Raw genomic sequence first — 22,897 nt, 5'->3', positions numbered from 1 at the left:
AGGCAGCATCGTTTCCAATCATAGGGATTTGATCCATGACACTTCACGCTTTTCGCACCTGGGCTGCGCTCACTCTGCTCGCCTGCCTGACCCTCACCGGCTGCGCCCACGTTCAACCGCCTGTCCCGCTGGATAAACAATTCTGGGATGCCAAAGAGCCGACCATCGGCGTGGCGATCACGGTGGTGCCGGCGCCGGTGCTGGCACTGACCGGTCAACAGGGGATGCTCGATTACGCGATCAACAAGGGCGTCAACAGCAAACTCAGCGACAACGTCGAAAAATGGCAAGTGCGCGATCTGAACACGTTGCCGGATGTGATCGTTGCCAAGCTGCAGGCCAAGGGCTACAAGGTCAAGCGGATCAACGAGCCGGTTGACCTGAATGTCTACAAGCAAACCAGTTTCCGTGAAGGCTATATGGGCCGTGACCTGACGCCGATCAAGGGCGCTTACGGTGTCGACCGTCTGTTGCTGGTCAATGTCTTCGCCACCGGAGCGACTCGCAGCTACTACGGATTCGTACCGACCAGCGTGCCGATGGCGCAGGTGAGCGGGCAGGGCCTGGTGGTCGATCTGGCCGACAACAAACTGCTGTGGTTCAAGCCTTTTGTCGCGGTGCAAGCGGCGCAGGGCGAGTGGGATGAGCCGAGCTACGCCAACCTGTCCAACGCCTTTTATCAGGCGATGGACGCGAGCCGTCAGCAAATGATCACGCCTTTCGAGCAATGAAGCGCTCGATCATGGGGGCCGGTGCGCTGGCCCTGCTGATGCTGGCCGGTTGCGCGCAGAAACCGGCTCCCGATGCCGGTTTCAAATCTCAAAGTGCCGCCACTTATGTCCAGGCTCATGGCCTGAAAGTCGACATGCTGTTGCCGCAGGCGTTTGTCGGCGCAAGCACGGTGATTGATCCCGAAGCGGCGCAGAAAGCGGCTTCGTCGAGTCATAATCTGGTGGCCGGTGCGAATGCGGCAGGGCTGGCCGGTTTGCTGGTGGCGAGCCTGATCAACACGCAGATGGGCAGCGGCAGCTTGCAGCGAGATGCGGAAAAGACTGCGCTCAAGGATTCGCGGCCGATGGCCGACCTGCTCGCTGGCGTGCCGTTGCAGGAACGTTTGCAACGGCGCTATCAACAGGCTTCACAAGTGGCCGGGCTCAAGCAGGGCGAGGGCGCCGTTACCGCGCGTCTGGTGATCGAACCCAAGTTGATGCTGACGGCAGATCGCGGCAGTTTTCTGCTGATCAATCAGGTGCAGGTCCAGGACATTGCGGGTTCGGCGCTGTATCGCATGCGCATTGAAGTCGCCAGCCAGCCGATTCGGCAGTGCGGCAAGCAATGCATCGACGACGGCAGTCTGGATCTGGCGAAGGTCACGGCAGTGCTCGACGAGTGCATCGACGAGTCCATGCGCGTGCTGGCCGCCGACCTGATGCAACCGGCGCCACCGGAGTCCGCGCAGGAAACCTTGCGCTATGTCCTCGATGGCCAGCGCGTGGTCGAGCGCGGTTATCAACTGGCCAACAACGGCAGCTACTGGCGTTATCGCAACCTGTATGGCGCGGTGAAATCCGTGCCGGTGCCGTTTGAAGATGCGCTGACGCAGGCGCAGTTGCAGAAGGTTTACGGGCAGTAATCCGGGAAAGTCAAAAGATCGCAGCCTTCGGCAGCTCCTACGGGTGTACATCTGTAGGAGCTGCCGAAGGCTGCGATCTTTTGCGTTCAGGCCTGGAAGCGCAGCCAGACGGTGACAAGCACCGTCGCCGCGATCAACCACGCCACCGCCGCCACGGCGAGTGAAGCTTCCAGACGCATCCGGTCCACCATCACGTACAACGTCGCGAGATAGATGAAGTACGGAATGATCGACCACATGCCAAACACGATGGTGGTCTTCAGATCCTCCAGCGAGCGCCCCTTGCCGACGATGTAATGCGCGATCAGCGCAAAGGTCGGAAACAGCGGCACCAGGCCGGCGATGTAGTAGTTTTTGGTCTTGGCCAGGGCGGCGAGGATCAACACCACCGCCGCGCCCAGGGTTGCTTTGAGAATCAGGTCCATCAGTGGCTCAGCCCGTACTTCTTCACTTTGTCGAAGAGCGTGGTCTTGGCCATGCCCAGCTCCAGGCTGGCCTGAGTCAGGTTGCCGCCGCTGCGTTGCAAAGCATCGCCGAGGAGATTGCGTTCGAAGGCTTCCACCGCTTCGGCGAAGGCCAGGCCCTGAGTGTTGCCGCTGGCGCCGGTCTTCTTGAAGGCCGGCAGACCGAGGGCATAACGCTCGGCCACGTTGCGCAGTTCGCGCACGTTGCCGGGCCAGTCGTGGCTCATCAGGTTCGACAACGTCTGGTTGTCCAGTTCCGGTACGGCGCGGTCGAAGCGCAGGGACGACTGCTGCAGGAAGTGCTCGAACAGTTGCAGGATGTCTTCGCGACGTTCCCGCAGCGGTGGCAATTCGAGGGTCACCACGTTCAGGCGGTAATACAGGTCGCTGCGGAATTCGCCGGCCTTGCTTGACTCGTCGAGGTCGGATTTGGTGGCCGCGATCACCCGGCAATCCACCGCCACGCTCTGGTTCGAGCCGAGGCGTTCCAGCGTACGTTCCTGCAACACCCGCAGCAGTTTGATCTGCAACGGCAGCGGCATGCTTTCCACTTCGTCGAGGAACAGCGTGCCACCGTCGGCGTGTTCGATCTTGCCGATCCGCCGTTTGCCCGCGCCGGTGAAGGCGTTGGCTTCATGACCGAAGATTTCACTTTCGAACAGGTTCTCCGGCAGGCCACCGCAATTGAGCGCGACAAACTGTTTAGTGTGGCGACGACTGAAATCATGCAGGCAACGCGCGACCAGTTCCTTGCCGGTGCCGGTCTCGCCTTCGATCAGCACGTTGGCCGAGGTGTCGGCGACGTTGGCGATCAGTTCCCGCAAATTCTGCATCGCTGGCGAACGACCGATGATCCGGCCTTCCAGAGAATCCCGTTCTGCCAGTTGCCGGCGCAACGAAGAGACTTCCCGCGCGAGGCTGCGCTGCTCCAGTGCGCGCCGTGCCACGTCCACCAGACGTTCCGGGGAGAAGGGTTTTTCCATGAAGTCGTAGGCGCCTTTTTGCATCGCACCCACGGCCATGGAAATGTCGCCGTGGCCGGTAATCAGCACCACCGGCAGGCTGCGGTCGCGGGCCTTGAGCCGGGTCAGCAACTCGAGACCGTCGATGCCCGGCAAGCGAATGTCGCTGATGACGATGCCGGCAAAATTGTCGCCCACTTTTTCCAGCGCTTCTTCGGCGCTGCCCACGCCCACGCAGGGAATGTCTTCCAGGGTCAGCGCCTGTTGGCAGCCGAGCAGCACATGGGGGTCGTCTTCGACGATCAGCACACTAAGGTCGTTGTTCATATTGGCTCGGCGGGAATAGGGCTTACCAACGGTAAACTGAGGACAAAGGTGGTACCACCGCTGGCCGGGTGCTCGACACCCAGATGCCCGCCGGTGGCGGCGGCCAGGCTGGCGGAAAGGGTCAGGCCGAGGCCCAGGCCTTGTTCACCGGGTTTGGTGGTAAAGAACGGTTCAAACAGATGCTTGCGTGCCTCGGCGTCGATGCCGTGGCCGTTGTCGCGTACGCGCAAACGATATTTGCCATCGAATGCCTCGCCTTCGAGCCACAGTTCCGGCAGGGGCTGGGCCTGCATGGCATCGAGGGCGTTGCCGATCAGGTTGACCAGAATCTGCTCAAGGCGAGTCTGGTCGATCTGCACCTGTACCTCGGCGAAGTCGCGGTGCAGTTGCAGGTGGGCCGTGTCGATCCGCCCGCCGAGCAGTTGCAGCGCGGCGTCCACCGCTTTGCCGAGGCAGGCCTGGCCTTTGTCGTCACCGCGCCGGGCAAAGGAGCGCAGGCTGGCGGTGATGCGGCCCATGCGGTCGATCAGTTCGTTGATGGTCTTGAGGTTGGTGCTGGCGACGTCCAGCTGACCACGCTCCAGAAAGCGCACGGTGTTGCCGGACAAGGTGCGCAGCGCCGCCAGTGGCTGGTTCAATTCGTGGGCGATGCTGGTCGACATCTGGCCGATGGCCGCGAGTTTGCCGGCCTGCACCAGTTCATCCTGGGCGCGGCGCAAGGTCTCTTCGGCCTGCCGGCGTTCGCGGATCTGACCCTTGAGCCGGTCGTTGCTGGCGCGCAGGTCGGTGGTGCGTTCGGTAATCCGACGCTCCAGTTGATTATTGGCTTCCTGCAAGGCTTCGCGGGCGGCGAGGCGGGTGGCAATCACCTTGCGCCGCTCGTTCCAGGCGATCAGCAGAAAGGCAAACAGGGCAAACGCCACGGCCACCAGAATCCCCTGATTGATCGCTTCGCGGCGCAAATCCTGGAGCGGCGTGAGCAGGGTGAAATTCCACGGCGTGTCGCTGAGCGGGCGGGTTTGCGAGAGGTAACTGATGTCCTCTTCGTCGGACTCCACTTCGCTGTTGGCGGGGAAGGTCAGTTTTTCCTCGCCCTCGGCCAGTTTTTCCCGGGCCAGCGGTTGCAGCTCGTTCAGCGGGAACCAGTAGTACTGAAGGCTGCGGGCGAGTTTTTCTTTGGTTTCGTCGCTCAGCGGCACCACCGATTTCAACCGTCGTGCCGGATCGCTGGACAGAATGATGATGCCGTTTTCGTCGCTGACGAAGGCTTCCAGGCGCGCCCGCTGCCAGCGTTCTTCCATGGCTTCGAGGCGTACTTTGACCACCGCGACGCCGATGATCTTGCCTTGTTCTTCCAGGCCGTGGGCCAGGTAATAGCCGGGCTCGCCGTTGGTGCTGCCAATGCCGTAGAAGCGTCCGGGCTGACCGCGCACGGCGTTCTGGAAATAGGCGCGAAAGGACAGGTCTTCACCGAGGTAGCTGTCGACATCGCGCCAGTTGCTGGTGGCCATGACGCGGCCGGTGGTGTCCATCACATAGATAGCCCGACTGCGGCTGCGCCGGTTCAGACCTTCGAGGTATTCATTGACTGCTTGGCGGTGCTCCGGCGACGGGTCAGCCAGCAGCTTCGACACGCCGGATTCGAGTTCCAGCAGGCTGGGCAGGTAGGTGTATTTGCTGATCTCGCTCTCGACGGCGCGGGCGTGCAATTCGAGCTGACGCTGGCCGTTCTCGCTGAGGCTGCGCAGGCCGTAGTGCTCACTGAGCCAGAAGCCGAGGTAACCCAATCCGATCATCAGGGCGATGACCAGCGGTGGCAGGAACAGATGACGGATCAGACGGGGTTTCACGGCGAGTGATGGCGGCGCGGCGCGATAAAGAGTGGGGTCGCATTTCATCACAGATGCCTTGGGTCAACCACAACACAAATCTCGAAACCACCACCGATCCCCTGTAGGAGCGAGCTTGCTCGCGATGGTCGTCAACGATGACGCGTTCATCTGGATGTACGCGGCGTCTTTGCGTTCATCGCGAGCAAGCTCGCTCCTACAGGGGCGGGTGTGTTGCTTTTAGTGCTGCAAAATCTTCTCGAGGAAGTGCTGCGCACGTTCGGAGCGGGCGCTGATGTCGCCGAAGAACTCCTCTTTCTGGCAGTCTTCGATGATTTTGCCCTGGTCCATGAAGATCACCCGATCCGCCACTTTGCGGGCGAAGCCCATTTCGTGGGTCACGCACATCATGGTCATGCCTTCGTGGGCCAGTTGCACCATCACGTCGAGTACTTCGTTGACCATTTCCGGGTCGAGCGCCGAGGTTGGTTCGTCGAACAGCATGACGATCGGGTCCATCGCCAGCGCACGGGCAATTGCCACACGCTGTTGCTGACCACCGGAGAGCTGGCCCGGATGCTTGTGGGCGTGCGCCGAAAGACCCACGCGCTCCAGCAGTTGCAGGCCTTTTTTGGTGGCTTCTTCTTTGCTGCGGCCCAACACCTTGATCTGCGCGATGGTCAGGTTTTCGGTGATGGTCAGGTGCGGGAACAGTTCGAAATGCTGGAACACCATGCCCACCCGCGAACGCAGTTTCGGCAAGTCGGTTTTCGGGTCGGCGATGGACGTGCCATCGACCACCACGTCGCCTTTCTGGAACGGCTCCAGCGCGTTGACGCATTTGATCAGGGTGGATTTGCCGGAGCCGGACGGCCCGCACACCACAATCACTTCGCCTTTTTTGACCTCGGTGCTGCAGTCAGTCAGTACCTGGAAGTCGCCATACCACTTGTTGACATTCTTGATAGAGATCATACGGCAAACCTTTTTTGCAGACGCTTGACCAGCAGCGAGGCGGCAAAGCTGATTGTGAAGTACACGAGCCCTGCGAAGATCAGGAACTCATTGGAGCGACCAATGATGTCGCCACTGGCGCGCGAAGCATTGAGGAAGTCCACCAGGCCCACCGCGTAAACCAGCGAGGTGTCCTGAAACAGGATGATGCTCTGTTGCAGCAGCAGTGGGGTCATCTTGCGAAACGCTTGCGGCAGGATGATCAACCGCATCATCTGGCCGTACGTCATGCCCAGCGCCTGGGCTGCACCCATCTGGCCCTTGGGGATCGACTGCACACCGGCCCGGACGATTTCGCAGAAATACGCCGCTTCGAACATCATGAAGGCCACGATGCATGAGGCGAACGCACCGATCGGTGTGTCTTCGCCGGTGATCCAGCGCAGCACGAACGGCACCGCCAGGTAGAACCAGGTGATGACCAGCAGCAGTGGAATCGAGCGGAAGTAGTTAACGTAGGCGCCGGCGATGTTCGACAGCAGTTTGCTGTGGGACAGGCGCATCAGCGCGAGGATGGTGCCGAGGATGATCCCGCCGACGACGCCCAGCGCCATCAGTTGCAGGGTCATGACCATGCCGTTCCACAAACCCGGCAGGGACGGGATGATGCCCGAGAAGTCGAATTCCATCATTTACCCCCTACGGAGATCAGGCCCGGTACGGCCACTTTCTTCTCGACCAGACGCATCAGCAGCATCAGGCTCATGTTCAGGGTGAAGTAAATCAGGGTTGCCAGGGTGAACGCTTCAAACAGGTTCGCGGAGAACTCGGCGGTCTGCTTGGTCTGTGCGAGCAACTCCATCAGGCCGATCAGCGAGGCGACGGAGGTGTTCTTGAAGACGTTCAGGAATTCCGAGGTCAGCGGCGGAATGATGATCCGGTAAGCCTGGGGCAGCAGCACGTTCCAGTAGATCTGCGGCAGCTTGAAACCCATGGCGCGAGCGGCAGATTCCTGGCCGCGTGGTAGCGCCTGAATGCCGGTGCGCACCTGTTCGCAAACGCGAGCGGTGGTGAACAGGCCCAGGCACACGACAACGCTGAGGAAGGCCGAAGTGGTCGGGTTCAGGTCCTGCTTGTACCAGTCCTGCAGGTTTTGCGGCAGCAGGTCGGGTACCAGGAAGTACCAGATGAACAGCTGCACCAGCAGCGGCACATTACGGAAGAGTTCGACGTAGCAGGTCGCGATGCCCGACACGATGCGATTCGGTACGGTGCGCATGACGCCCAGAATCGAGCCCAGCGTCAGGGCAATGATCCAGGCCACGATGGCGATGGCGATGGTCCAGCCCAAACCGGTGAGGTACCAGTCGAGATAAATCTCGCTGCCCACGCCGGTGGACTTGAAGAACACGGTCCAGTCCCAGTTGTAATTCATAGGGTCTCCCCTCGGATTCGATCGATGTGCAAGTGCCCGCCTGGGGAACTCCGTTCCCGCCCCGATCATAAAGACCGGGCACACACGAGCGGCTCGACAGCCACCGGTTCGAGTGTTTCCAGAAATGCCAGCAGGGAGTGACAACTCCTGAAAGGGCGGGGCCCTCTCAGGAGATAAGGTTAGTCAGAAATCAGGATTTCTTGTCGTCAGCCGCTTTATCGGTCGGATTGGCGATCAGGGCCTTGAGCTCTTCACTCATTTGGAAGTTCAGGTTCAGGCCTTTAGGCGGGATTGGCGACATGAACCATTTTTCGTAGATCTTGTTGATCTCGCCCGACTTGTAAGTCGCAACGATCGCGTCATCTACAGCTTTCTTGAATGGCGCATCGCCTTTGCGGACCATGCAGCCGTAGATTTCGTAGGACTGTGGATCGCCGGTTACTTCCCAGTCGGTCGCCTTTTTGGCTTTTGCCGCTTCACCGGCCAGCAGCGCGTCGTCCATCATGAACGCAACGGCACGACCCGACTCCAGCATCTGGAAGGACTCGCCGTGGTCTTTGGCGGAGATGACGTTCATGCCCATCTGCTTGTCGGCGTTCATCGACTTGAGGAGGCGCTCGGACGTGGTGCCCGCGGTGGTCACGACGTTCTTGCCTTTCAGGTCGTCGAAGTTCTTGTACGTGGAGTCTTTCTTGGAGAGAAGACGCGTACCGATTTCGAAGATGCCGACAGAGAAGTCGACTTGCTGCTGGCGTTCCACGTTGTTGGTGGTGGAGCCGCACTCGACGTCGACGGTGCCGTTCTGCACCAGCGGGATACGGGTTTGCGAGGTGACCAGGTTGTATTTGACCTGGAGGTTCGGCATGTCCAGGTCTTTTTTGATGGCTTCAACGATTTTCAGCTGGATATCGTGGGAGTAGCCAACCGGTTTGCCGGAAGCATCAGCGATATAGGAAAACGGAATGGAAGCGTCGCGATGCCCGAGGGTGATGGTGCCGGACTCTTTGATCTTCTTCAGTGTGCCGGTGAGCTCGGCAGCGAAAACTGGAGTGGTAATCAGAGCGGCAGCAATGGCTGCGCCCAGGATATGGGGAACGATGCGCATCAAATTTTCCTCGACATTGTTTTTTTTATGGAGCCAGTTCATCGGCCCTTTTGTGCTTCGAATGCCTGCTGGCTCCTGAAGGGCCGGCGCAACAGGCATTCGTCCAAGAGTGTAGAGCATGACTCGTGCCAGGCCAGGCGAATAAGATCAAATCATTGATTTATAAGGAAATAAATTATTTGTGAAGTTTTTTATCGCTCGCGTTAATCCGGTTAACCGAATCGACTTGCCCGTCGCGTTCGGAAAACCGAATGAAACCCAGGGTGCACCGAAAACTCCTGTGGGAGCGAGCTTGCTCGCGATGAGGCCGTAAATTCAGCATTTATGTTGCCTGACAAACCGCTATCGCGAGCAAGCTCGCTCCCACAGGGGAACGAGTGTCTATCAGAATGCAGAAAGCCCCTGAATCGTAGTATTCAGGGGCTTTGATTTGAGCCGATGTCTAATCAGGCCGCTTCGATCTTGCTACGGTTCTGCTCGACCTTGCTCAGATAGTCCGCCAGCGTTTGCTGTTCGGCCGGGGTAGTGAACAAGCCCAGCTTGCTGCGGCGCCACAGAATGTCGTGCGCGGTGGTCGCCCACTCTTCGCTGCACAGATAATCCACTTCGCGGGTGTAGAGACCGCCGCCGATGTGGTCGCCCAGGTCGCCAAGGCTTTGCACACCTTCCAGCATGCGCCAGGTGCGGCTGCCGTAAGTGGTGGCCCAGCGGCGGGCAATTTCAGTCGGCACCCAGTCGAACTGATCACGAATGCGCGAGCTCAACGCTTGCGGGGTGGTCATGTCTTCGCCGCCCGGCAGGGTCGCCGTGGCGGTCCAGCTCGGCTTGATATGGGTGAAATACGGTGCCAGTTGCGCCAGCGCCGACTCGGCCAGTTTGCGGTAGGTGGTCAGCTTGCCGCCGAACACCGACAGCAGCGGCGCCTCTTCACCGGTGCCCGACAAGGCCAGGGTGTAGTCGCGGGTGACCGCCGACGGGTTATCGGATTCGTCATTGCACAGCGGACGCACACCGGAGTAACTGTGCAGGATGTCGTCGCGGCTGACCTGCTTCTTGAAGTGGGCATTGACCACTTTCAGCAGGTAATCGGTCTCGCCTTCCGTGATCGCCACGTTCGCCGGATCGCCGGTGTATTCACGGTCGGTGGTGCCGATCAGAGTGAAGTGGTTCAGGTAGGGAATGGTGAACACGATGCGCTGATCTTCGTTCTGCAGAATGTGCGCGTGTTCGCCTTCATACAGTTTCGGCACGATCAGATGGCTACCCTGGATCAGGCGAATGCCGTAAGGCGATTCCATTTTCAGATCGTCACGAATGAACTTGGCGACCCATGGGCCCGCCGCATTCACCAGCGCCTTGGCGCGAATCGAAAACAGGCTGCCGTCGGCGCGTTCCAGGTGCAGGTGCCACAGACCTTTGGTGCGTCGAGCACTGACGCAGCGGGTCTGGGTGTGGACATGGGCGCCGTTCTCGCGGGCGGCCATGGCATTCAGCACCACCAGGCGCGCATCGTCGACCCAGCAATCGGAGTATTCAAAGCCTTTGGTGATTTCGCTTTTCAGCGGGCTGTCCGGACCGAACTTCAGGCTTTTCGAACCGGCGAGTTTTTCCCGTTTGCCCAGGTTGTCGTACAGAAACAATCCTGCGCGGATCATCCAGGCCGGGCGCAGGTGTGGACGGTGGGGCAACACGAAACGCATTTGCTTGACGATGTGCGGCGCCTTGGCCAACAGCACTTCACGTTCGGCGAGGGCTTCACGCACCAGGCGGAATTCGTAATGTTCGAGGTAGCGCAGGCCACCGTGGATCAGCTTGCTGCTGGCCGACGAGGTGTGGCTGGCCAGATCATCCTTTTCGCAAAGGAATACCGAGAGGCCGCGACCGGAGGCGTCCGCTGCGATCCCCACGCCATTGATCCCGCCGCCGATGACGGCGATGTCGTAGACCTCAGCGAGAGGGGGCGTAGGCAAGGTAGAAGTGGGCATCGGCTGGCCTCGGGCTTTTTTAATTTTCGGTATTGGAATTCGAACATTAATGTTCATTTGCGAAAATGGTAGCCCATAAAGCCACCCACAGCCAGTTAACTTCGATTGAAAAAACTCATCGAACGGCGGTTAAAGGAAAATTTCCGAACATTAAATGCAAAAGATCGCAGCCTTCGGCAGCTCCTACCGGGTATGAGTAGACCCGTAGGAGCTGCCGAAGGCTGCGATCTTTAAAGTTGAAAGCCTTAAACGACTTCGAGGCGAATCTTGTGCTGACTCAACAATTGCGCCAACGCCGGCACCGGCGGCTGATCGGTCACCAGACAATCGATCAAACTGATTGGCCCCAAGCGAATCATGGCGTTGCGCCCGAATTTGCTTGAGTCCGCCGCCAGAATCACCTGTCGCGCATTGGCGATGATCGCCTGCGACACCCGGACTTCCTGATAGTCGAAGTCCAGCAGGCTGCCGTCTTCATCAATACCGCTGATGCCCACCAGCGCGAAATCGACCTTGAACTGGTTGATAAAGTCGACACTCGCCTGACCGACCACGCCACCGTCACGCCGCACATTGCCGCCGGTCAGCAGAACGTCGAAGTCGTCCTTGGCGCTGAGCATCGAAGCCACGTGCAGGTTATTGGTGATGATCTTCAGGTGGTTATGATTGAGCAGCGCCCGGGCAATCGATTCCGTCGTTGTGCCGATATTGATGAATAGCGAGGCATGGTCGGGAATCTGCGCAGCGATGGCTTCGCCGATACGCTGTTTTTCATCGCGCATCTGATCGGCGCGCATGGCGTAGGCGGTGTTTTCAACGCTGGAATCATAGGCTGCGCCGCCATGGTAGCGACGCAATAAATTAGCTTCCGCGAGCTGATTGATGTCGCGGCGGATGGTCTGCGGTGTAACGACGAACAGCGTAGCCATTTCCTCGATGCTGACGTAACCGCGTTCGCGGACCAGTTCGAGGATTTGCTGCTGACGGGGAGGCAGATTCATGGGGCGTCCTTTGGGCTGCCGTGCAAAATTTGCCCATGATGCCGGAGGAATCTGCTCCCTGCCAGTTACATACCGATACGCGTCTTCAGCCTGGCTTATTCAGCGCCCTCATGCGGTTCCCAGTCGCGGGTGCGGCTGACGGCTTTTTTCCAGCCGGCGTAGAGTTTTTCCTTCGCGGTTTCGTCCAGAGTCGGCTCGAATTCGCGCTCGATCACCGCCTTACCGCGCAGTTCTTCCAGGCTGCCCCAGAAGCCGCATGCCAGACCGGCCAGGTAGGCCGCGCCGAGTGCGGTGGTTTCGCGCATTTGCGGGCGCTCGACCTGAGTGCCGAGGATGTCGGCCTGGAATTGCATCAGGAAGTTGTTCGCCACCGCGCCGCCATCCACGCGCAGGGCTTTCAGGCGTTCGCCGGAATCCTGCTGCATGGCGTCGAGCACGTCGCGGGTCTGGTAGGCAATCGACTCCAGCGCTGCGCGAATAATGTGATCCACGCGTACGCCGCGAGTCAGGCCGAACAGGGCGCCACGGGCATACGGGTCCCAATAGGGAGCGCCCAGACCGGTGAACGCCGGCACCAGGTACACGCCGTTGCTGTCCTTGACCTTGTTGGCGAAGTACTCGGTATCGTGGGCGTCATTGATGATTTTCAGTTCGTCACGCAACCACTGAACCGTTGAACCGCCGTTGAACACCGCGCCTTCCAGCGCATAGGCCACTTCGCCGCGTGGGCCGCAAGCGATGGTGGTGAGCATGCCGTGCTTTGACTTCACGGCTTTGTCGCCGGTGTTCATCAGCAGGAAGCAGCCGGTGCCGTAGGTGTTTTTCGCCTGGCCGGGCTCGACGCACATTTGGCCGAACAGTGCAGCCTGCTGGTCGCCGGCGATACCGCCGATGGCGATGCCGCTTTTGGTGTGGCCGTAGATCTCCGAGGACGACTTAACTTGCGGCAGCATCTCGCGCGGGATATCCAGCACCTCGAGCATCTTCGCGTCCCACTGCAATGTGTGGATGTTGAAGAGCATGGTGCGCGAGGCGTTGGTGTAGTCGGTGACGTGAACTTTGCCGCCGGTAAATTTCCAGATCAGCCAGCTGTCTACGGTGCCGAACAGCAGTTCGCCTTTGCGCGCACGTTCACGGCTGCCTTCGACGTTGTCGAGGATCCACTTGAGTTTGGTGCCGGAAAAGTAAGGGTCGGTGACCAGGCCGGTTGTGTCGCTGATGTATTGCTCGTGGCCATCGCGCTTGAGCTGCTGGCAAATCTCGGTGCTGCGGCGGCACTGCCAGACGATCGCGTTGTAGATCGGGCGGCCGGTGGTCTTGTCCCAGACCACGGTGGTTTCGCGCTGGTTGGTGATGCCGATGGCTGCAACCTGATCGTGATGCAGGCCAGCTTGCGCCAGAGCCTCGACCATCACCGCGCTTTGGGTGGCGAAAATTTCCATCGGGTCGTGTTCAACCCAACCGGCTTGCGGGTAATGCTGGGCGAATTCGCGTTGAGCGGTGCAAACCACGTTCGCATCACGGTCGAAAATGATCGCGCGCGAGCTGGTCGTACCCTGATCGAGGGCAATGATGTAGTTCTTATTCTGAGTGTCGGTCATGTCGATTGCCTTGGACGAAAAAAGGGAAAGAGGTCAGGCGCGCGATGGTATGGGCAGAATCGCGCGCCTACGGTATCAAGAAGTTCTTGGTTTGCCGTCAATGGCCGGTGTTGCGTCCTTTGTAGCAGGTGTGGCGCTGGGCAGATGACGGGCAATCAGCCCGCGATAGGCGGCAGCGCCGAGACAGGCACCGACAATCGGTGCAAAAACCGGAATCAGGAAGTACGGGATATCGCGCCCGCCAGTGAAGGAAATTTCACCCCAGCCGGCGAAGAAAGTCATCAGTTTGGGACCGAAGTCACGCGCCGGATTCATCGCAAAACCGGTCAGCGGGCCCATCGAACTGCCAATCACCGCGATCAGCAAGCCGATCAGCAGCGGTGCCATCGGCCCGTTCGGCAGGCCATTGTTGTCGTCGGTCAGGGACATGATCACGCCCATCAGGATTGCGGTGATCACCACTTCAACCAGGAAAGCCTGGGCGGTGGACAACACCGGGTTGGGGAATGTGGAGAACACCGACGCCAATTCGAGGCTGGCTTGGGTGCCGCGAACCATGTGGTGAGTTTGTTCGTAATCGAAGAATAGATTGCTGTACAGCGTGTAAACCAATAACGCGCCGCAGAAGGCGCCCGCGACTTGGGCAAGGATATAGAACGGCAGTTTGCGCTTGTCGAAGTCTGCGAAAATGCTCAGCGCGATGCTTACGGCAGGGTTGAGGTGCGCCCCGGATACCCCGGCGGTCAGGTAGATCGCCATGCTTACGCCGACGCCCCAGATGATGCTGATTTCCCACAGGCCAAAACTGGCACCCGCGACCTTGAGCGCGGCAACGCAACCGGTTCCAAAAAATATCAGCAGTGCAGTGCCCAGAAATTCGGCCATGCATTGGCTGGAGAGCAACGGTTGTTGTAAAGCAGTTGTCATCGAAAACCTCTTTGTTTTTGTTGTCTGGCGCTTTTTTCATCATGGCCAAAGCGCGATTTTCACCAGGACAGGATCCCCATCCTGCTCCCGGCTTACCTGCTGGGTGCTGCGTAGTCACTTTGTACGGTATTCAGATTCGAAAAAATATAGACAAAAACCACTGCCGTCAAAGGTCGAAAGTGAACTGCCGGTCACATTGAAACTATTAGTCACATGAATGATCGTTTTGTTTAGGTGCTCAGGAAAAGTCTGACCAACGGTAAATACCAGCGCGCGCCGAGTGAAGCGCTACCGCAATAGAGCCTTTTGCTGATCAATGGCCTAGAATCGAACGCAGTATTTTTTCGCTGCCGCCCAGTCTGGAGCTGTCATGACCCCCGCATTGGATTTGTTGAAAAAAGTTCGCGCCGAACATCGAGTGCACAGTTACGAACATGATCCCAAGGCCGCGTCTTATGGCCTGGAGGCCGCGGAAAAACTGAAACTGGACCCGGCGCAAGTGTTCAAGACATTGCTGGCGGCCAGTGAGAAAGGGGAGTTGTTGGTGGCCGTTGTGCCAGTCGTCGGAAGTCTGGACCTGAAGGGGCTTGCTCACGCTGCCGGGGTCAAAAAAGTTGAAATGGCTGACCCTGCCGCTGCGCAGCGTTCGACCGGTTATCTGTTGGGCGGGATCAGTCCGCTGGGGCAGAAAAAACGCCTGCGCACTTTCATCGACAATTCGGCTCAGCCTTTCGCCAGCATTTTTGTCAGTGCCGGCCGGCGCGGTCTCGAAGTTGAACTGGCCCCTGCGGTACTGGCCGAACACACCCAGGCCAGATTTGCCGATATCGGCCGTGCCTGACCGCATATCAGTGCTCGAAACGCGGGGGAGTTCTTCTGGCAGCTGGAAGGGGAGGAGCAAAAAGATCGCAGCCTTCGGCAGCTCCTACAGGGAAACATGTCCCCTGTAGGAGCTGCCGAAGGCTGCGATCTTTTGATTTTTCGTCAGTGAGCGGTGCTGTATCGACGGACGCCGGAGTCTACCGCCGCCACTTGCGCCGCCGTACTACCGGACGCCTGAAACAGCACCAGATGTTCAGCCACCACGCGGATGCCCACCTCTGCACCGACCAGATGATCGTTATGGCTCGGGAAGATCGACTCCAGTTGAGCGCCCGTTGGCATCTGCAACCGATACAGCGTCGACGCGCCCTGGAACGACTTCCCGACAATCCGCGCCTTCAGCGCACTGTCCGGGGCATAAACGATATCGTCCGGACGCAGCAGCACATCCACCGCTCCGCCCACCGGCCAGGTGTAGGCACGATTGCCACGCAATTCGCCCAGCTCGGTATGCACCGACTCCGGGCTGCTCAGCTGACCGCGAATGAAATAACCCTGGCCGATGAAGCTGGCCACATAAGGCGTGAGCGGTTCGTGATACAGGTTGTAGGGCGTATCCCACTGCTCCAGCCGACCTTCCTTGAACACCCCGACATGATCACTGACCGCGAAGGCCTCTTCCTGATCGTGGGTCACCAGAATCGCACTGGTGCCGCGTGCCTTGAGAATGTCGCGCACTTCGTGGCTGAGCTTGCGTCGCAGTTCGCCGTCGAGGTTGGAAAACGGTTCGTCGAGCAACAGCAATTGCGGTTCCGGCGCCAGGGCCCGGGCCAGTGCGACACGTTGCTGCTGACCACCGGAAAGCTCGTGCGGAAAGCGTTTGCCGAGGTTTTTCAGATTGACCAGTTCCAGCAGCTCTTCGGTCACACGATCCTTTTGCGGATGCTTGCGAATGCCGAACGCGATGTTCTCGGCGACGCTCAAATGCGGAAACAGGGCGTAATCCTGGAACACCATGCCGATCCGGCGTTTCTCCGGTGCGAGGGTAAAACCGGCACTGGAGAGGGTCTCGCCCGCCAAGGTGATTTCACCTTCGTGCACCGGTTCGAAACCGGCAATCGCGCGCAAGGTGGTGGTTTTTCCGCATCCCGACGAGCCCAGCAGGCAGCCAATGTCGCCGGCATTCAAATGCAGGTTAAGGTTCTGCACCACGCGCTGGTCTTGATAGCCGCAGGCGAGGTTGCGCAGGTTAAGCAGTAATGGCTGGCTCATGCGTGGTGGTACGAAGGCGGGACGAGAAACTCGAGCAGGGCCTTTTGTGCGTGAAGGCGGTTTTCCGCTTGATCCCACGCGACAGAGCGCGAGTCGTCGAGCAAATCGACGCTGATTTCTTCGCCACGGTGAGCCGGCAGGCAATGCATGAACAGCACGTCCTCGGCTGCCAGATCCAGCAACGCGCGATTGACCTGGAATGGCGCGAACAATTTCAGACGCTTGGCGGTTTCTTCTTCCTGCCCCATCGAGGTCCAGACGTCGGTGCTCACCAGGTGCGCGCCGCGTACGGCGTCCCGCGGATCGCGGACGATGGTCACCCGCTCACCGGCCTTGGCCACGAATTCGGGGTTGGGTTCATAACCTTCAGGGCAAGCGATGCGCAACTGGAAGTCGAACTGGATCGCCGCTTCTATATAGCTGTTGCACATGTTGTTGCCGTCGCCGATCCAGGCCACGGTCTTGCCCTGGATCGAGCCGCGATGTTCGAGGAAGGTTTGCATGTCGGCCAGCAGCTGGCAGGGGTGCAGGTCATCGGACAGGCCGTTGATCAGCGGCACACGGGAATTGGCGGCGAATTCAGTCAGCGTGCTGTGGGAAAACGTACGGATCATCACCGCATCGAGCATGCTCGACATGACAATGGCGGCGTCGCCGATCGGTTCGCCACGGCCCAGTTGCGTGTCGCGCGGCGACAGGAAGATGGCCTGGCCGCCGAGCTGGATCATGCCGGCCTCGAACGAGATACGGGTGCGGGTCGAGGACTTTTCGAAAATCATCCCGAGCACGCGGTTTTTCAGAGGCTCGAACAGCACGCCGCGGTTACGCAGGTCTTTGAGCTCAACGCCTCGACGGATCACGCTGACCAGCTCTTCGGGCGTGCAATCCATCAGGGAGAGAAAGTGCCTTGCGCTCATCATTGACTACCTTTTTGCAACAGACCGCAGATACTCAAAGCCTTGTTTAACGGAACAACGGGCGAGACCTGCGGCGTAAGCCGCACGGGGCGACGAAATAGGGAAGGCGCGATCTTGACATTAAATGTCGCGTTTTTCCAATAGGCTACAGTGCTGGGGGATTTCAGAAGGGCTACGGGGTATCCGCAGTAGCGCGATTGAAGCCGGTTTTCTGGCAGCCGCGCGACATTTGTACACTGGGCTCGCGGGGCTTTGCAATCAAGCCCTGCGGGCAGGGTATGCAAAGAGGCGGTTTGCGGGCCGGCATTCGAGTACGATGCTGGCAGCGTGCCTCGTCGGAAACATTTGCTAATGCAAGGCGCTGGGTTATAACTAAGTCACGAACGCCGCAGGAAGCCATTCGGAATGGAATCAAAAGAACAGCAACTCATGGAATTGCTCGGTCTCACGGCCCGCTCGCTCACTCATCTCACCGCTTCCATGACCTCGATGTCCTTCGAGCTTTTGCGCAGCAACGACGAGATAACCAAGGCCGCCGGACGGCGGATGATCGATCGTATGGCCACGATCAGCGCAGGGCTCGACGAGCACTGGCGGTTGATTGGCGAACTCACGGGCGTGCATGTCGCCCACGAGCAGATCGAAACCGTTCAGGAACTCCAGTTGAAGGCGCCGGTGAGGCTGCCGTTCAAGTGATTGCGTGCCGCCATCGGCGGGCCTGATGGCCGCCGATTCACAAGACGAACGTCGCTGGCGTAGTAGCGGGGCACGGGCCATAGTTTTGTTCCCGCGGGCACATTTGTCCGCCCAGAACAAAACAGAGACTGGCCATGACCAAGACTCTCCATCACCGTGCCTGCCACCTGTGCGAAGCCATTTGTGGCCTGACCATCGAGACCACCGAGGTCGACGGCGACGTGCAGATCACGTCGATCAAGGGCGACGCCCAGGATACGTTCAGTCGCGGCCACATCTGCCCCAAAGCCGTTGCCCTGCAAGATATCCAGAACGATCCTGACCGGCTGCGCCAGCCGATGCTGCGTGTGGGCAGCGAATGGCAGCCTATCGAATGGGAGGACGCGTTCAGCCTGGTCGCCGAGCGTCTGGCCGGGATTCAGGAGCGTCACGGGCAGAACGCGGTGGCGGTGTATCAAGGCAATCCCAGCGTGCACAACTACGGGCTGATGACCCACAGCAATTACTTTCTCGGTCTGCTGAAAACCCGTAACCGGTTTTCCGCGACGTCGGTCGACCAGTTGCCTCATCACCTGACCAGTCATTTGATGTACGGCCACGGTTTGCTGCTGCCGATCCCGGACATCGATCACACCGATTTCATGCTGATCCTCGGCGGCAATCCGCTGGCCTCGAACGGCAGCATCATGACCGTGCCGGATGTGGAAAAACGCCTGAAGGCGATTCAGGCCCGAGGCGGCAAAGTGGTGGTGGTCGATCCGCGCCGCAGCGAAACTGCGGCGATGGCCGATCAGCATGTGTTCGTGCGGCCTGGTGGCGATGCGGCCTTGCTGTTCGGGCTGCTCAATACCTTATTCGCGGAAGGCTTGACCCGTGACAGTCATCTGCCGGTGGACGGACTGGAGGAGGTGCGCGACGCGGTTGCAGGTTTCACCGCCGAAGCCATGAGCCCATTGTGCGCCGTGCCGGCCGAGCAGATTCGCCAACTGGCGCGGGACTTTGCGGCGGCACCGACAGCGGTCTGCTATGGGCGCATGGGGGTGTCGACTCAGGCGTTCGGGACCTTGTGCCACTGGGTGGTGCAGTTGATCAATCTGGTAACCGGCAACCTCGACCGGGTGGGTGGTGCGTTGTGCACCGAGCCGGCGGTGGATCTGGTGGCCTCTACCTCGGGTGGGCATTTCAATCTGTGGCAAAGTCGCGTGTCCGGGCGTCCGGAATATGCCGGCGAGCTGCCGGTGTCGGCGCTGGCTGAAGAGATGCTCACCGCAGGAGAGGGGCAGGTGCGGGCGCTGGTTACCGTGGCAGGCAATCCGGTGCTGTCGACGCCCAATGGCCGGCAGCTTGAGCAAGCGTTGGACGGCTTGGAGTTCATGGTCAGCATCGACCTGTACATCAACGAAACCACGCGTTATGCCGACCTGATCCTGCCCTCTACTTCGGCCCTGGAAAACGATCATTACGACACCACGTTCAATATGTTCGCGGTGCGCAACGTCACTCGGTTCAACCGCGCCATTTTGGCCAGGCCGGAAGGTGCGCTGCACGACTGGGAGATCTTTGTCGGGCTGGCCAAGGCCTTTGCCGCGAAGACCGGCAAGGAACTGAAACCGACGATTCCACCCGCACAGATGATTGATCGCGGCCTGCGGATGGGGCTGTATGGCGATGCCTCGGAGCACAAACTGTCGCTGGCGACCTTGTTCGATCATCCGCATGGTGTGGACCTGGGTGCGCTGAAATCCAACCTGGCTTCACGCCTTAAAACCGCCAACCAGCGCATCCAGGCCGCTCCGGCCACCATCCTGGCCGACCTCGCGCGGTTTGCCGCGTTGCGGGCGCCGGCCGACGATGAATTGTTGATGATTGGCCGCCGCCACGTGCGCAGCAATAATTCGTGGATGCACAACTACCACCGTCTGGTGAAAGGCAAGCCGCGCCATCAACTGCTGATGCACCCGGACGATCTGGCCCGTCGCGGACTCAGCGACGGGCAACGGGTGAAGGTCAGTTCCCGGGTCGGCATGATTGAAGTGGAAGTGCTGGGCAGCCTGGACATGATGAAAGGCGTGGTCAGCCTGCCTCATGGCTGGGGCCACGCGCGACCCGGTGTGCAGATGACGATCGCCAGCGCGCAACCGGGTTCCAGCGCCAATGACCTGACGGATGAATGTCAGCTGGATGAGTTGTCGGGAAATGCAGCGTTGAACGGCGTGCCGGTGACGGTCGCGGCGGCTTGATCGAGTCTGTCGGGGAGACCGAGCATGGCGCCCGGGTTTCCGTTACAATGCGCCACCGTGCCGACCCCTGAGTCGGAAAGTTCAGCCGAGGTGCTTCATGGATATCATCGAAACGATTAAAGAGCAGATTGCCAACAACACCATTCTGCTTTACATGAAAGGTTCGCCGAATGCCCCGCAGTGTGGCTTCTCCGCGAAAGCTGCTCAGGCCGTGATGGCGTGTGGTGAAAAATTTGCGTACGTGGACATCCTGCAGAACCCGGAAATCCGCGCCAACCTGCCAAAATACGCCAACTGGCCAACCTTCCCGCAACTGTGGGTGGGTGGTGAGCTGGTTGGCGGCAGCGACATCATGACCGAGATGGCTGCAGACGGTTCGCTGCAAACCACCATCAAATCGGCTGTTGAAGCGGCTGCCGCCAACAAGACCGAAGCCTGATCCCGCTGCTGTAACGGGCATGTATGACCTGTAGGGCGTGTAGGAGCTGTCGAGAGAAACGAGGCTGCGATCTTTTGATCTGGCCTTTGATTCTTTGATAAGCCACAAAAAAGCCCCGCCTCTCGAAAGAGAGCCGGGGCTTTTTATTGCGCTTGGGTAAGTTACCGGGGTGCGTGGCTGTTATCTTAAAGATCGCAGCCTCGTTTCACTCGACAGCTCCTACACAGCTCCTACACAGCTCCTACACAGCTCCTGCACAGCACCACACAGTTCCTATGCAGGTCCTAACGGCTGTTACTCTTCGCCCATCTGCGATTGCAGATAGTTCTCAAGACCAATCTTGTCGATCAGGCCCAATTGGGTTTCCAGCCAGTCGATATGTTCTTCTTCGGATTCAAGAATGTCTTCGAGCAGTTCACGGCTGCCAAAGTCGCCGACAGTTTCGCAATGGGCGATGGCGACCTTCAAGTCGGCATGGCCAGTGCGTTCGATACGCAGGTCGCACTCAAGCATTTCCTGGGTGTGTTCGCCGATCTGCAGCTTGCCCAGGTCCTGCACGTTCGGCAGACCTTCGAGAAACAGGATGCGCTTGATCAGCTTGTCCGCGTGTTTCATCTCGTCGATGGATTCGTGGTATTCGTGCTTGCCGAGCTTGTTCAGACCCCAATCTTCATACATGCGCGCATGCAGAAAATACTGATTGATCGCGACCAGCTCATTGGCAAGGATCTTGTTGAGATGCTGGATGACTGTAATGTCGCCTTTCATGATGGGGTCCTGCCCTGTATTAGCTGTCTATAAAGCCGAGTTTGAGCCGCACAACTAAGAGTGTCAAACCTAAGTTATTGAAAGTTAAATGAAAATTAATCGGAATAAGAATGTTTGTGTTCCGCGTCTAGACGGTAAGCGATTGATTTTCAGGCATAAAAAAACCGGACATGAAGTCCGGTTCTTTGGAATGGGGTATTTAAGCCGCCGTAAATTCCACAGGAAAAGGAATCGAAGCCTGGGCTGTTTGCAATTTGGTCAGGGTTTCACGCACCACTTCCTTGGCAAGGCAGGCGCATTTACCGCACTGGCTGGCTACGCCGGTAGCCTGGCGGACTTCCTTGTAGCTGCAGCAACCTTCATAGATCGCATCGCGAATTTGACCGTCGGTGACGCCAGTGCAGAGGCAGACATACATAAGTGAAAACCGTCGCTGGTTGTGACTCAATTGCGATGGATCTTAATGTTAACGAGAATGATTGTCAAAGTGGTTTCTGAAACCTTTGCGTTATAAGCGAGGGTGCCTGACGAACGGTTTTCCAGGGGCGATCTGCCAGTAGCGGTGACGACGGCAAATTTTCCCTTCGGCGAAAAACCGTTGAGGACAGCTCAAAAACGCAGTGTATGATGGCCGGTCCTTATGGAGCGGGTAAGTGTCACAGGGCTGTCGCGTGAGCGTGGCAGGCTGATACGAACCCGGTACTTCACGTCATTACACCAGGAGATATCCAATGAGCGTACTCGTAGGCAAACAAGCCCCTGACTTCACCGTACCGGCCGTACTCGGCAACGGCGAAATCGTAGACAGCTTCACCCTGTCGTCGGCCATCAAAGGCAAATACGGCCTGGTGTTCTTCTACCCACTGGACTTCACCTTCGTTTGCCCATCCGAGCTGATCGCTCTGGACAACCGCATGTCCGACTTCAAGGCACGCAATGTCGAAGTGATCGCTGTTTCGATCGACTCGCACTTCACTCACAACGCATGGCGCAACACCCCGGTGAACAATGGCGGTATCGGCCAGGTTCGCTACACCATGGCTGCCGACATGAAGCACGAAATCGCCAAGGCCTACGACGTTGAGTCCGAAGGCGGCGTGGCATTCCGTGGCGCGTTCCTGATCGACGACAAAGGCATTGTCCGTTCGCAGATCATCAACGACCTGCCGTTGGGCCGTAACATGGAAGAGCTGATCCGTCTGGTCGACGCGCTGCAATTCCACGAAGAGCACGGCGAAGTCTGCCCAGCCAACTGGAAAAAAGGCGACAAAGGCATGACCGCTTCGACCGAAGGCGTCGCGGCTTACCTGACCGAGAACGCTGCTGCCCTGTAAGGCGCGTTCGAGGCATAAAAAAACCGGCCATTGAGGCCGGTTTTTTTATGGGCGGGATAAACCCGATGCTGTTCACTTATGCACACTGAACCTGTGGCGAGGGAGCTTGCTCCCGCTGGACTGCGCAGCAGTTCTCTGCTTTTAAGAGGAAGAGCGGGGGGCCGCTTCGCGACCCAGCGGGAGCAA

The 22,897-nt window shown here is 58.9% G+C and carries 22 protein-coding genes; 7 read left to right on the top strand and 15 right to left on the bottom strand.

Features of this window, described 5'->3' with window-relative positions:
• The first annotated feature begins 35 nt into the window (after positions 1 to 35).
• Together F8N62_RS04640 and F8N62_RS04635 are read left to right on the top strand one after the other, a co-directional pair.
• Entirely contained in the window at positions 36 to 731 is a 696-nt protein-coding gene (locus tag F8N62_RS04640) for a hypothetical protein (protein ID WP_150709847.1), read from the top strand.
• Positions 728 to 1,633, top strand: coding sequence for a hypothetical protein (locus F8N62_RS04635; protein WP_150709846.1), 906 nt, complete (start codon positions 728 to 730; stop codon positions 1,631 to 1,633). Before F8N62_RS04640 ends, F8N62_RS04635 begins: the two co-directional genes overlap by 4 nt.
• A gap of 86 nt (positions 1,634 to 1,719) precedes the next feature.
• On the opposite strand, the gene F8N62_RS04630 is transcribed toward F8N62_RS04635, so the two are convergent.
• From F8N62_RS04630 to F8N62_RS04580, 11 genes are all read right to left on the bottom strand, one after another.
• On the bottom strand, positions 1,720 to 2,049 hold the full coding sequence (locus F8N62_RS04630; protein WP_191632346.1) for a GlpM family protein: 330 nt from the start codon (positions 2,047 to 2,049) through the stop codon (positions 1,720 to 1,722).
• Positions 2,050 to 2,057: 8 nt separating this feature from the next.
• Entirely contained in the window at positions 2,058 to 3,386 is a 1,329-nt protein-coding gene (locus F8N62_RS04625; RefSeq protein WP_150709844.1) for a sigma-54-dependent transcriptional regulator, read from the bottom strand.
• Positions 3,383 to 5,284, bottom strand: coding sequence for a sensor histidine kinase (locus F8N62_RS04620; protein ID WP_150709843.1), 1,902 nt, complete (start codon positions 5,282 to 5,284; stop codon positions 3,383 to 3,385). Before F8N62_RS04620 ends, F8N62_RS04625 begins: the two co-directional genes overlap by 4 nt.
• A 171-nt stretch (positions 5,285 to 5,455) precedes the next feature.
• Positions 5,456 to 6,190 (bottom strand): amino acid ABC transporter ATP-binding protein, encoded by a 735-nt coding sequence (locus tag F8N62_RS04615; protein ID WP_150709842.1) that lies wholly within the window; start codon positions 6,188 to 6,190, stop codon positions 5,456 to 5,458.
• On the bottom strand, positions 6,187 to 6,858 hold the full coding sequence (locus F8N62_RS04610) for an amino acid ABC transporter permease (RefSeq protein ID WP_150631210.1): 672 nt from the start codon (positions 6,856 to 6,858) through the stop codon (positions 6,187 to 6,189). Before F8N62_RS04610 ends, F8N62_RS04615 begins: the two co-directional genes overlap by 4 nt.
• Complete coding sequence (locus tag F8N62_RS04605; RefSeq protein ID WP_150709841.1) at positions 6,858 to 7,604, bottom strand: amino acid ABC transporter permease; 747 nt, start codon at positions 7,602 to 7,604, stop codon at positions 6,858 to 6,860. The genes F8N62_RS04610 and F8N62_RS04605 overlap by 1 nt, the downstream gene beginning before the upstream one ends.
• Before the next feature lie 190 nt (positions 7,605 to 7,794).
• Positions 7,795 to 8,709, bottom strand: a complete 915-nt coding sequence (locus F8N62_RS04600; protein WP_150709840.1) for a glutamate/aspartate ABC transporter substrate-binding protein — start codon at positions 8,707 to 8,709, stop codon at positions 7,795 to 7,797.
• 446 nt (positions 8,710 to 9,155) lie between these two features.
• Positions 9,156 to 10,694 carry a glycerol-3-phosphate dehydrogenase gene (gene glpD / locus F8N62_RS04595; RefSeq protein ID WP_150709839.1) on the bottom strand — a complete coding sequence of 513 codons (1,539 nt, stop codon included), beginning with the start codon at positions 10,692 to 10,694 and terminating at the stop codon, positions 9,156 to 9,158.
• Between the two features lie 245 nt (positions 10,695 to 10,939).
• Positions 10,940 to 11,695, bottom strand: coding sequence for a DeoR family transcriptional regulator (locus F8N62_RS04590; protein WP_007943555.1), 756 nt, complete (start codon positions 11,693 to 11,695; stop codon positions 10,940 to 10,942).
• Between the two features lie 95 nt (positions 11,696 to 11,790).
• The gene (gene glpK, locus F8N62_RS04585) at positions 11,791 to 13,296 is read right to left on the bottom strand and encodes a glycerol kinase GlpK (protein ID WP_150709838.1); all 1,506 of its coding nucleotides are present in this window, start codon (positions 13,294 to 13,296) and stop codon (positions 11,791 to 11,793) included.
• Between the two features lie 75 nt (positions 13,297 to 13,371).
• A complete protein-coding gene (locus tag F8N62_RS04580) occupies positions 13,372 to 14,223 on the bottom strand; it encodes an MIP/aquaporin family protein (RefSeq protein WP_150709837.1) in 852 nt (283 codons plus the stop codon).
• A 370-nt stretch (positions 14,224 to 14,593) separates the two neighbouring features.
• Between F8N62_RS04580 and ybaK the strand changes: the two genes are divergently transcribed.
• Positions 14,594 to 15,064, top strand: coding sequence for a Cys-tRNA(Pro) deacylase (gene ybaK / locus F8N62_RS04575; RefSeq protein ID WP_150709836.1), 471 nt, complete (start codon positions 14,594 to 14,596; stop codon positions 15,062 to 15,064).
• Positions 15,065 to 15,207: 143 nt separating this feature from the next.
• Here ybaK and F8N62_RS04570 read toward each other — a convergent pair whose 3' ends face one another.
• Positions 15,208 to 16,317 (bottom strand): ABC transporter ATP-binding protein, encoded by a 1,110-nt coding sequence (locus tag F8N62_RS04570; RefSeq protein ID WP_150709835.1) that lies wholly within the window; start codon positions 16,315 to 16,317, stop codon positions 15,208 to 15,210.
• Entirely contained in the window at positions 16,314 to 17,234 is a 921-nt protein-coding gene (argF, locus tag F8N62_RS04565; protein ID WP_150709834.1) for an ornithine carbamoyltransferase, read from the bottom strand. Before argF ends, F8N62_RS04570 begins: the two co-directional genes overlap by 4 nt.
• A 405-nt stretch (positions 17,235 to 17,639) precedes the next feature.
• On the opposite strand from argF, the gene F8N62_RS04560 reads away from it, so the two are divergent.
• The 3 genes from F8N62_RS04560 (at position 17,640) to grxD (ending at position 20,609) form a co-directional block, all read left to right on the top strand.
• Positions 17,640 to 17,930, top strand: coding sequence for a hypothetical protein (locus tag F8N62_RS04560; protein WP_150709833.1), 291 nt, complete (start codon positions 17,640 to 17,642; stop codon positions 17,928 to 17,930).
• A gap of 134 nt (positions 17,931 to 18,064) precedes the next feature.
• Entirely contained in the window at positions 18,065 to 20,170 is a 2,106-nt protein-coding gene (locus tag F8N62_RS04555) for a molybdopterin oxidoreductase family protein (protein WP_150709832.1), read from the top strand.
• 97 nt (positions 20,171 to 20,267) lie between these two features.
• Positions 20,268 to 20,609, top strand: a complete 342-nt coding sequence (gene grxD, locus F8N62_RS04550) for a Grx4 family monothiol glutaredoxin (RefSeq protein WP_150709831.1) — start codon at positions 20,268 to 20,270, stop codon at positions 20,607 to 20,609.
• A 294-nt stretch (positions 20,610 to 20,903) separates the two neighbouring features.
• Here grxD and bfr read toward each other — a convergent pair whose 3' ends face one another.
• Complete coding sequence (gene bfr, locus F8N62_RS04545) at positions 20,904 to 21,377, bottom strand: bacterioferritin (protein WP_150709830.1); 474 nt, start codon at positions 21,375 to 21,377, stop codon at positions 20,904 to 20,906.
• A 199-nt stretch (positions 21,378 to 21,576) separates the two neighbouring features.
• Positions 21,577 to 21,795 carry a bacterioferritin-associated ferredoxin gene (locus tag F8N62_RS04540; RefSeq protein WP_020799889.1) on the bottom strand — a complete coding sequence of 73 codons (219 nt, stop codon included), beginning with the start codon at positions 21,793 to 21,795 and terminating at the stop codon, positions 21,577 to 21,579.
• A 313-nt stretch (positions 21,796 to 22,108) separates the two neighbouring features.
• On the opposite strand from F8N62_RS04540, the gene F8N62_RS04535 reads away from it, so the two are divergent.
• Positions 22,109 to 22,711: a peroxiredoxin gene (locus F8N62_RS04535; protein ID WP_150581738.1), complete on the top strand. Its 603-nt coding sequence runs from the start codon at positions 22,109 to 22,111 to the stop codon at positions 22,709 to 22,711.
• Positions 22,712 to 22,897 lie beyond the last annotated feature (186 nt).

Source organism: Pseudomonas fluorescens (assembly GCF_902497785.1).
Lineage (GTDB): Bacteria > Pseudomonadota > Gammaproteobacteria > Pseudomonadales > Pseudomonadaceae > Aquipseudomonas > Aquipseudomonas fluorescens_BO.
The sequence above is the reverse complement of the archived record's forward strand: the minus strand, read 5'-3'. Positions and strand labels throughout refer to the sequence as shown.

Bases quoted from the DNA above. Each gene is read 5' to 3' on its own strand.
- F8N62_RS04640 (WP_150709847.1), top strand. From the start codon at position 36: ATGACACTTCACGCTTTTCGCACCTGGGCTGCGCTCACTCTGCTCGCC.
- F8N62_RS04635 (WP_150709846.1), top strand. From the start codon at position 728: ATGAAGCGCTCGATCATGGGGGCCGGTGCGCTGGCCCTGCTGATGCTG.
- F8N62_RS04625 (WP_150709844.1), bottom strand. From the start codon at position 3,386: ATGAACAACGACCTTAGTGTGCTGATCGTCGAAGACGACCCCCATGTG.
- F8N62_RS04620 (WP_150709843.1), bottom strand. From the start codon at position 5,284: ATGAAATGCGACCCCACTCTTTATCGCGCCGCGCCGCCATCACTCGCC.
- F8N62_RS04615 (WP_150709842.1), bottom strand. From the start codon at position 6,190: ATGATCTCTATCAAGAATGTCAACAAGTGGTATGGCGACTTCCAGGTA.
- F8N62_RS04610 (WP_150631210.1), bottom strand. From the start codon at position 6,858: ATGGAATTCGACTTCTCGGGCATCATCCCGTCCCTGCCGGGTTTGTGG.
- F8N62_RS04605 (WP_150709841.1), bottom strand. From the start codon at position 7,604: ATGAATTACAACTGGGACTGGACCGTGTTCTTCAAGTCCACCGGCGTG.
- F8N62_RS04600 (WP_150709840.1), bottom strand. From the start codon at position 8,709: ATGCGCATCGTTCCCCATATCCTGGGCGCAGCCATTGCTGCCGCTCTG.
- glpD (WP_150709839.1), bottom strand. From the start codon at position 10,694: ATGCCCACTTCTACCTTGCCTACGCCCCCTCTCGCTGAGGTCTACGAC.
- F8N62_RS04590 (WP_007943555.1), bottom strand. From the start codon at position 11,695: ATGAATCTGCCTCCCCGTCAGCAGCAAATCCTCGAACTGGTCCGCGAA.
- glpK (WP_150709838.1), bottom strand. From the start codon at position 13,296: ATGACCGACACTCAGAATAAGAACTACATCATTGCCCTCGATCAGGGT.
- F8N62_RS04580 (WP_150709837.1), bottom strand. From the start codon at position 14,223: ATGACAACTGCTTTACAACAACCGTTGCTCTCCAGCCAATGCATGGCC.
- ybaK (WP_150709836.1), top strand. From the start codon at position 14,594: ATGACCCCCGCATTGGATTTGTTGAAAAAAGTTCGCGCCGAACATCGA.
- F8N62_RS04570 (WP_150709835.1), bottom strand. From the start codon at position 16,317: ATGAGCCAGCCATTACTGCTTAACCTGCGCAACCTCGCCTGCGGCTAT.
- argF (WP_150709834.1), bottom strand. From the start codon at position 17,234: ATGAGCGCAAGGCACTTTCTCTCCCTGATGGATTGCACGCCCGAAGAG.
- F8N62_RS04560 (WP_150709833.1), top strand. From the start codon at position 17,640: ATGGAATCAAAAGAACAGCAACTCATGGAATTGCTCGGTCTCACGGCC.
- F8N62_RS04555 (WP_150709832.1), top strand. From the start codon at position 18,065: ATGACCAAGACTCTCCATCACCGTGCCTGCCACCTGTGCGAAGCCATT.
- grxD (WP_150709831.1), top strand. From the start codon at position 20,268: ATGGATATCATCGAAACGATTAAAGAGCAGATTGCCAACAACACCATT.
- bfr (WP_150709830.1), bottom strand. From the start codon at position 21,377: ATGAAAGGCGACATTACAGTCATCCAGCATCTCAACAAGATCCTTGCC.
- F8N62_RS04540 (WP_020799889.1), bottom strand. From the start codon at position 21,795: ATGTATGTCTGCCTCTGCACTGGCGTCACCGACGGTCAAATTCGCGAT.
- F8N62_RS04535 (WP_150581738.1), top strand. From the start codon at position 22,109: ATGAGCGTACTCGTAGGCAAACAAGCCCCTGACTTCACCGTACCGGCC.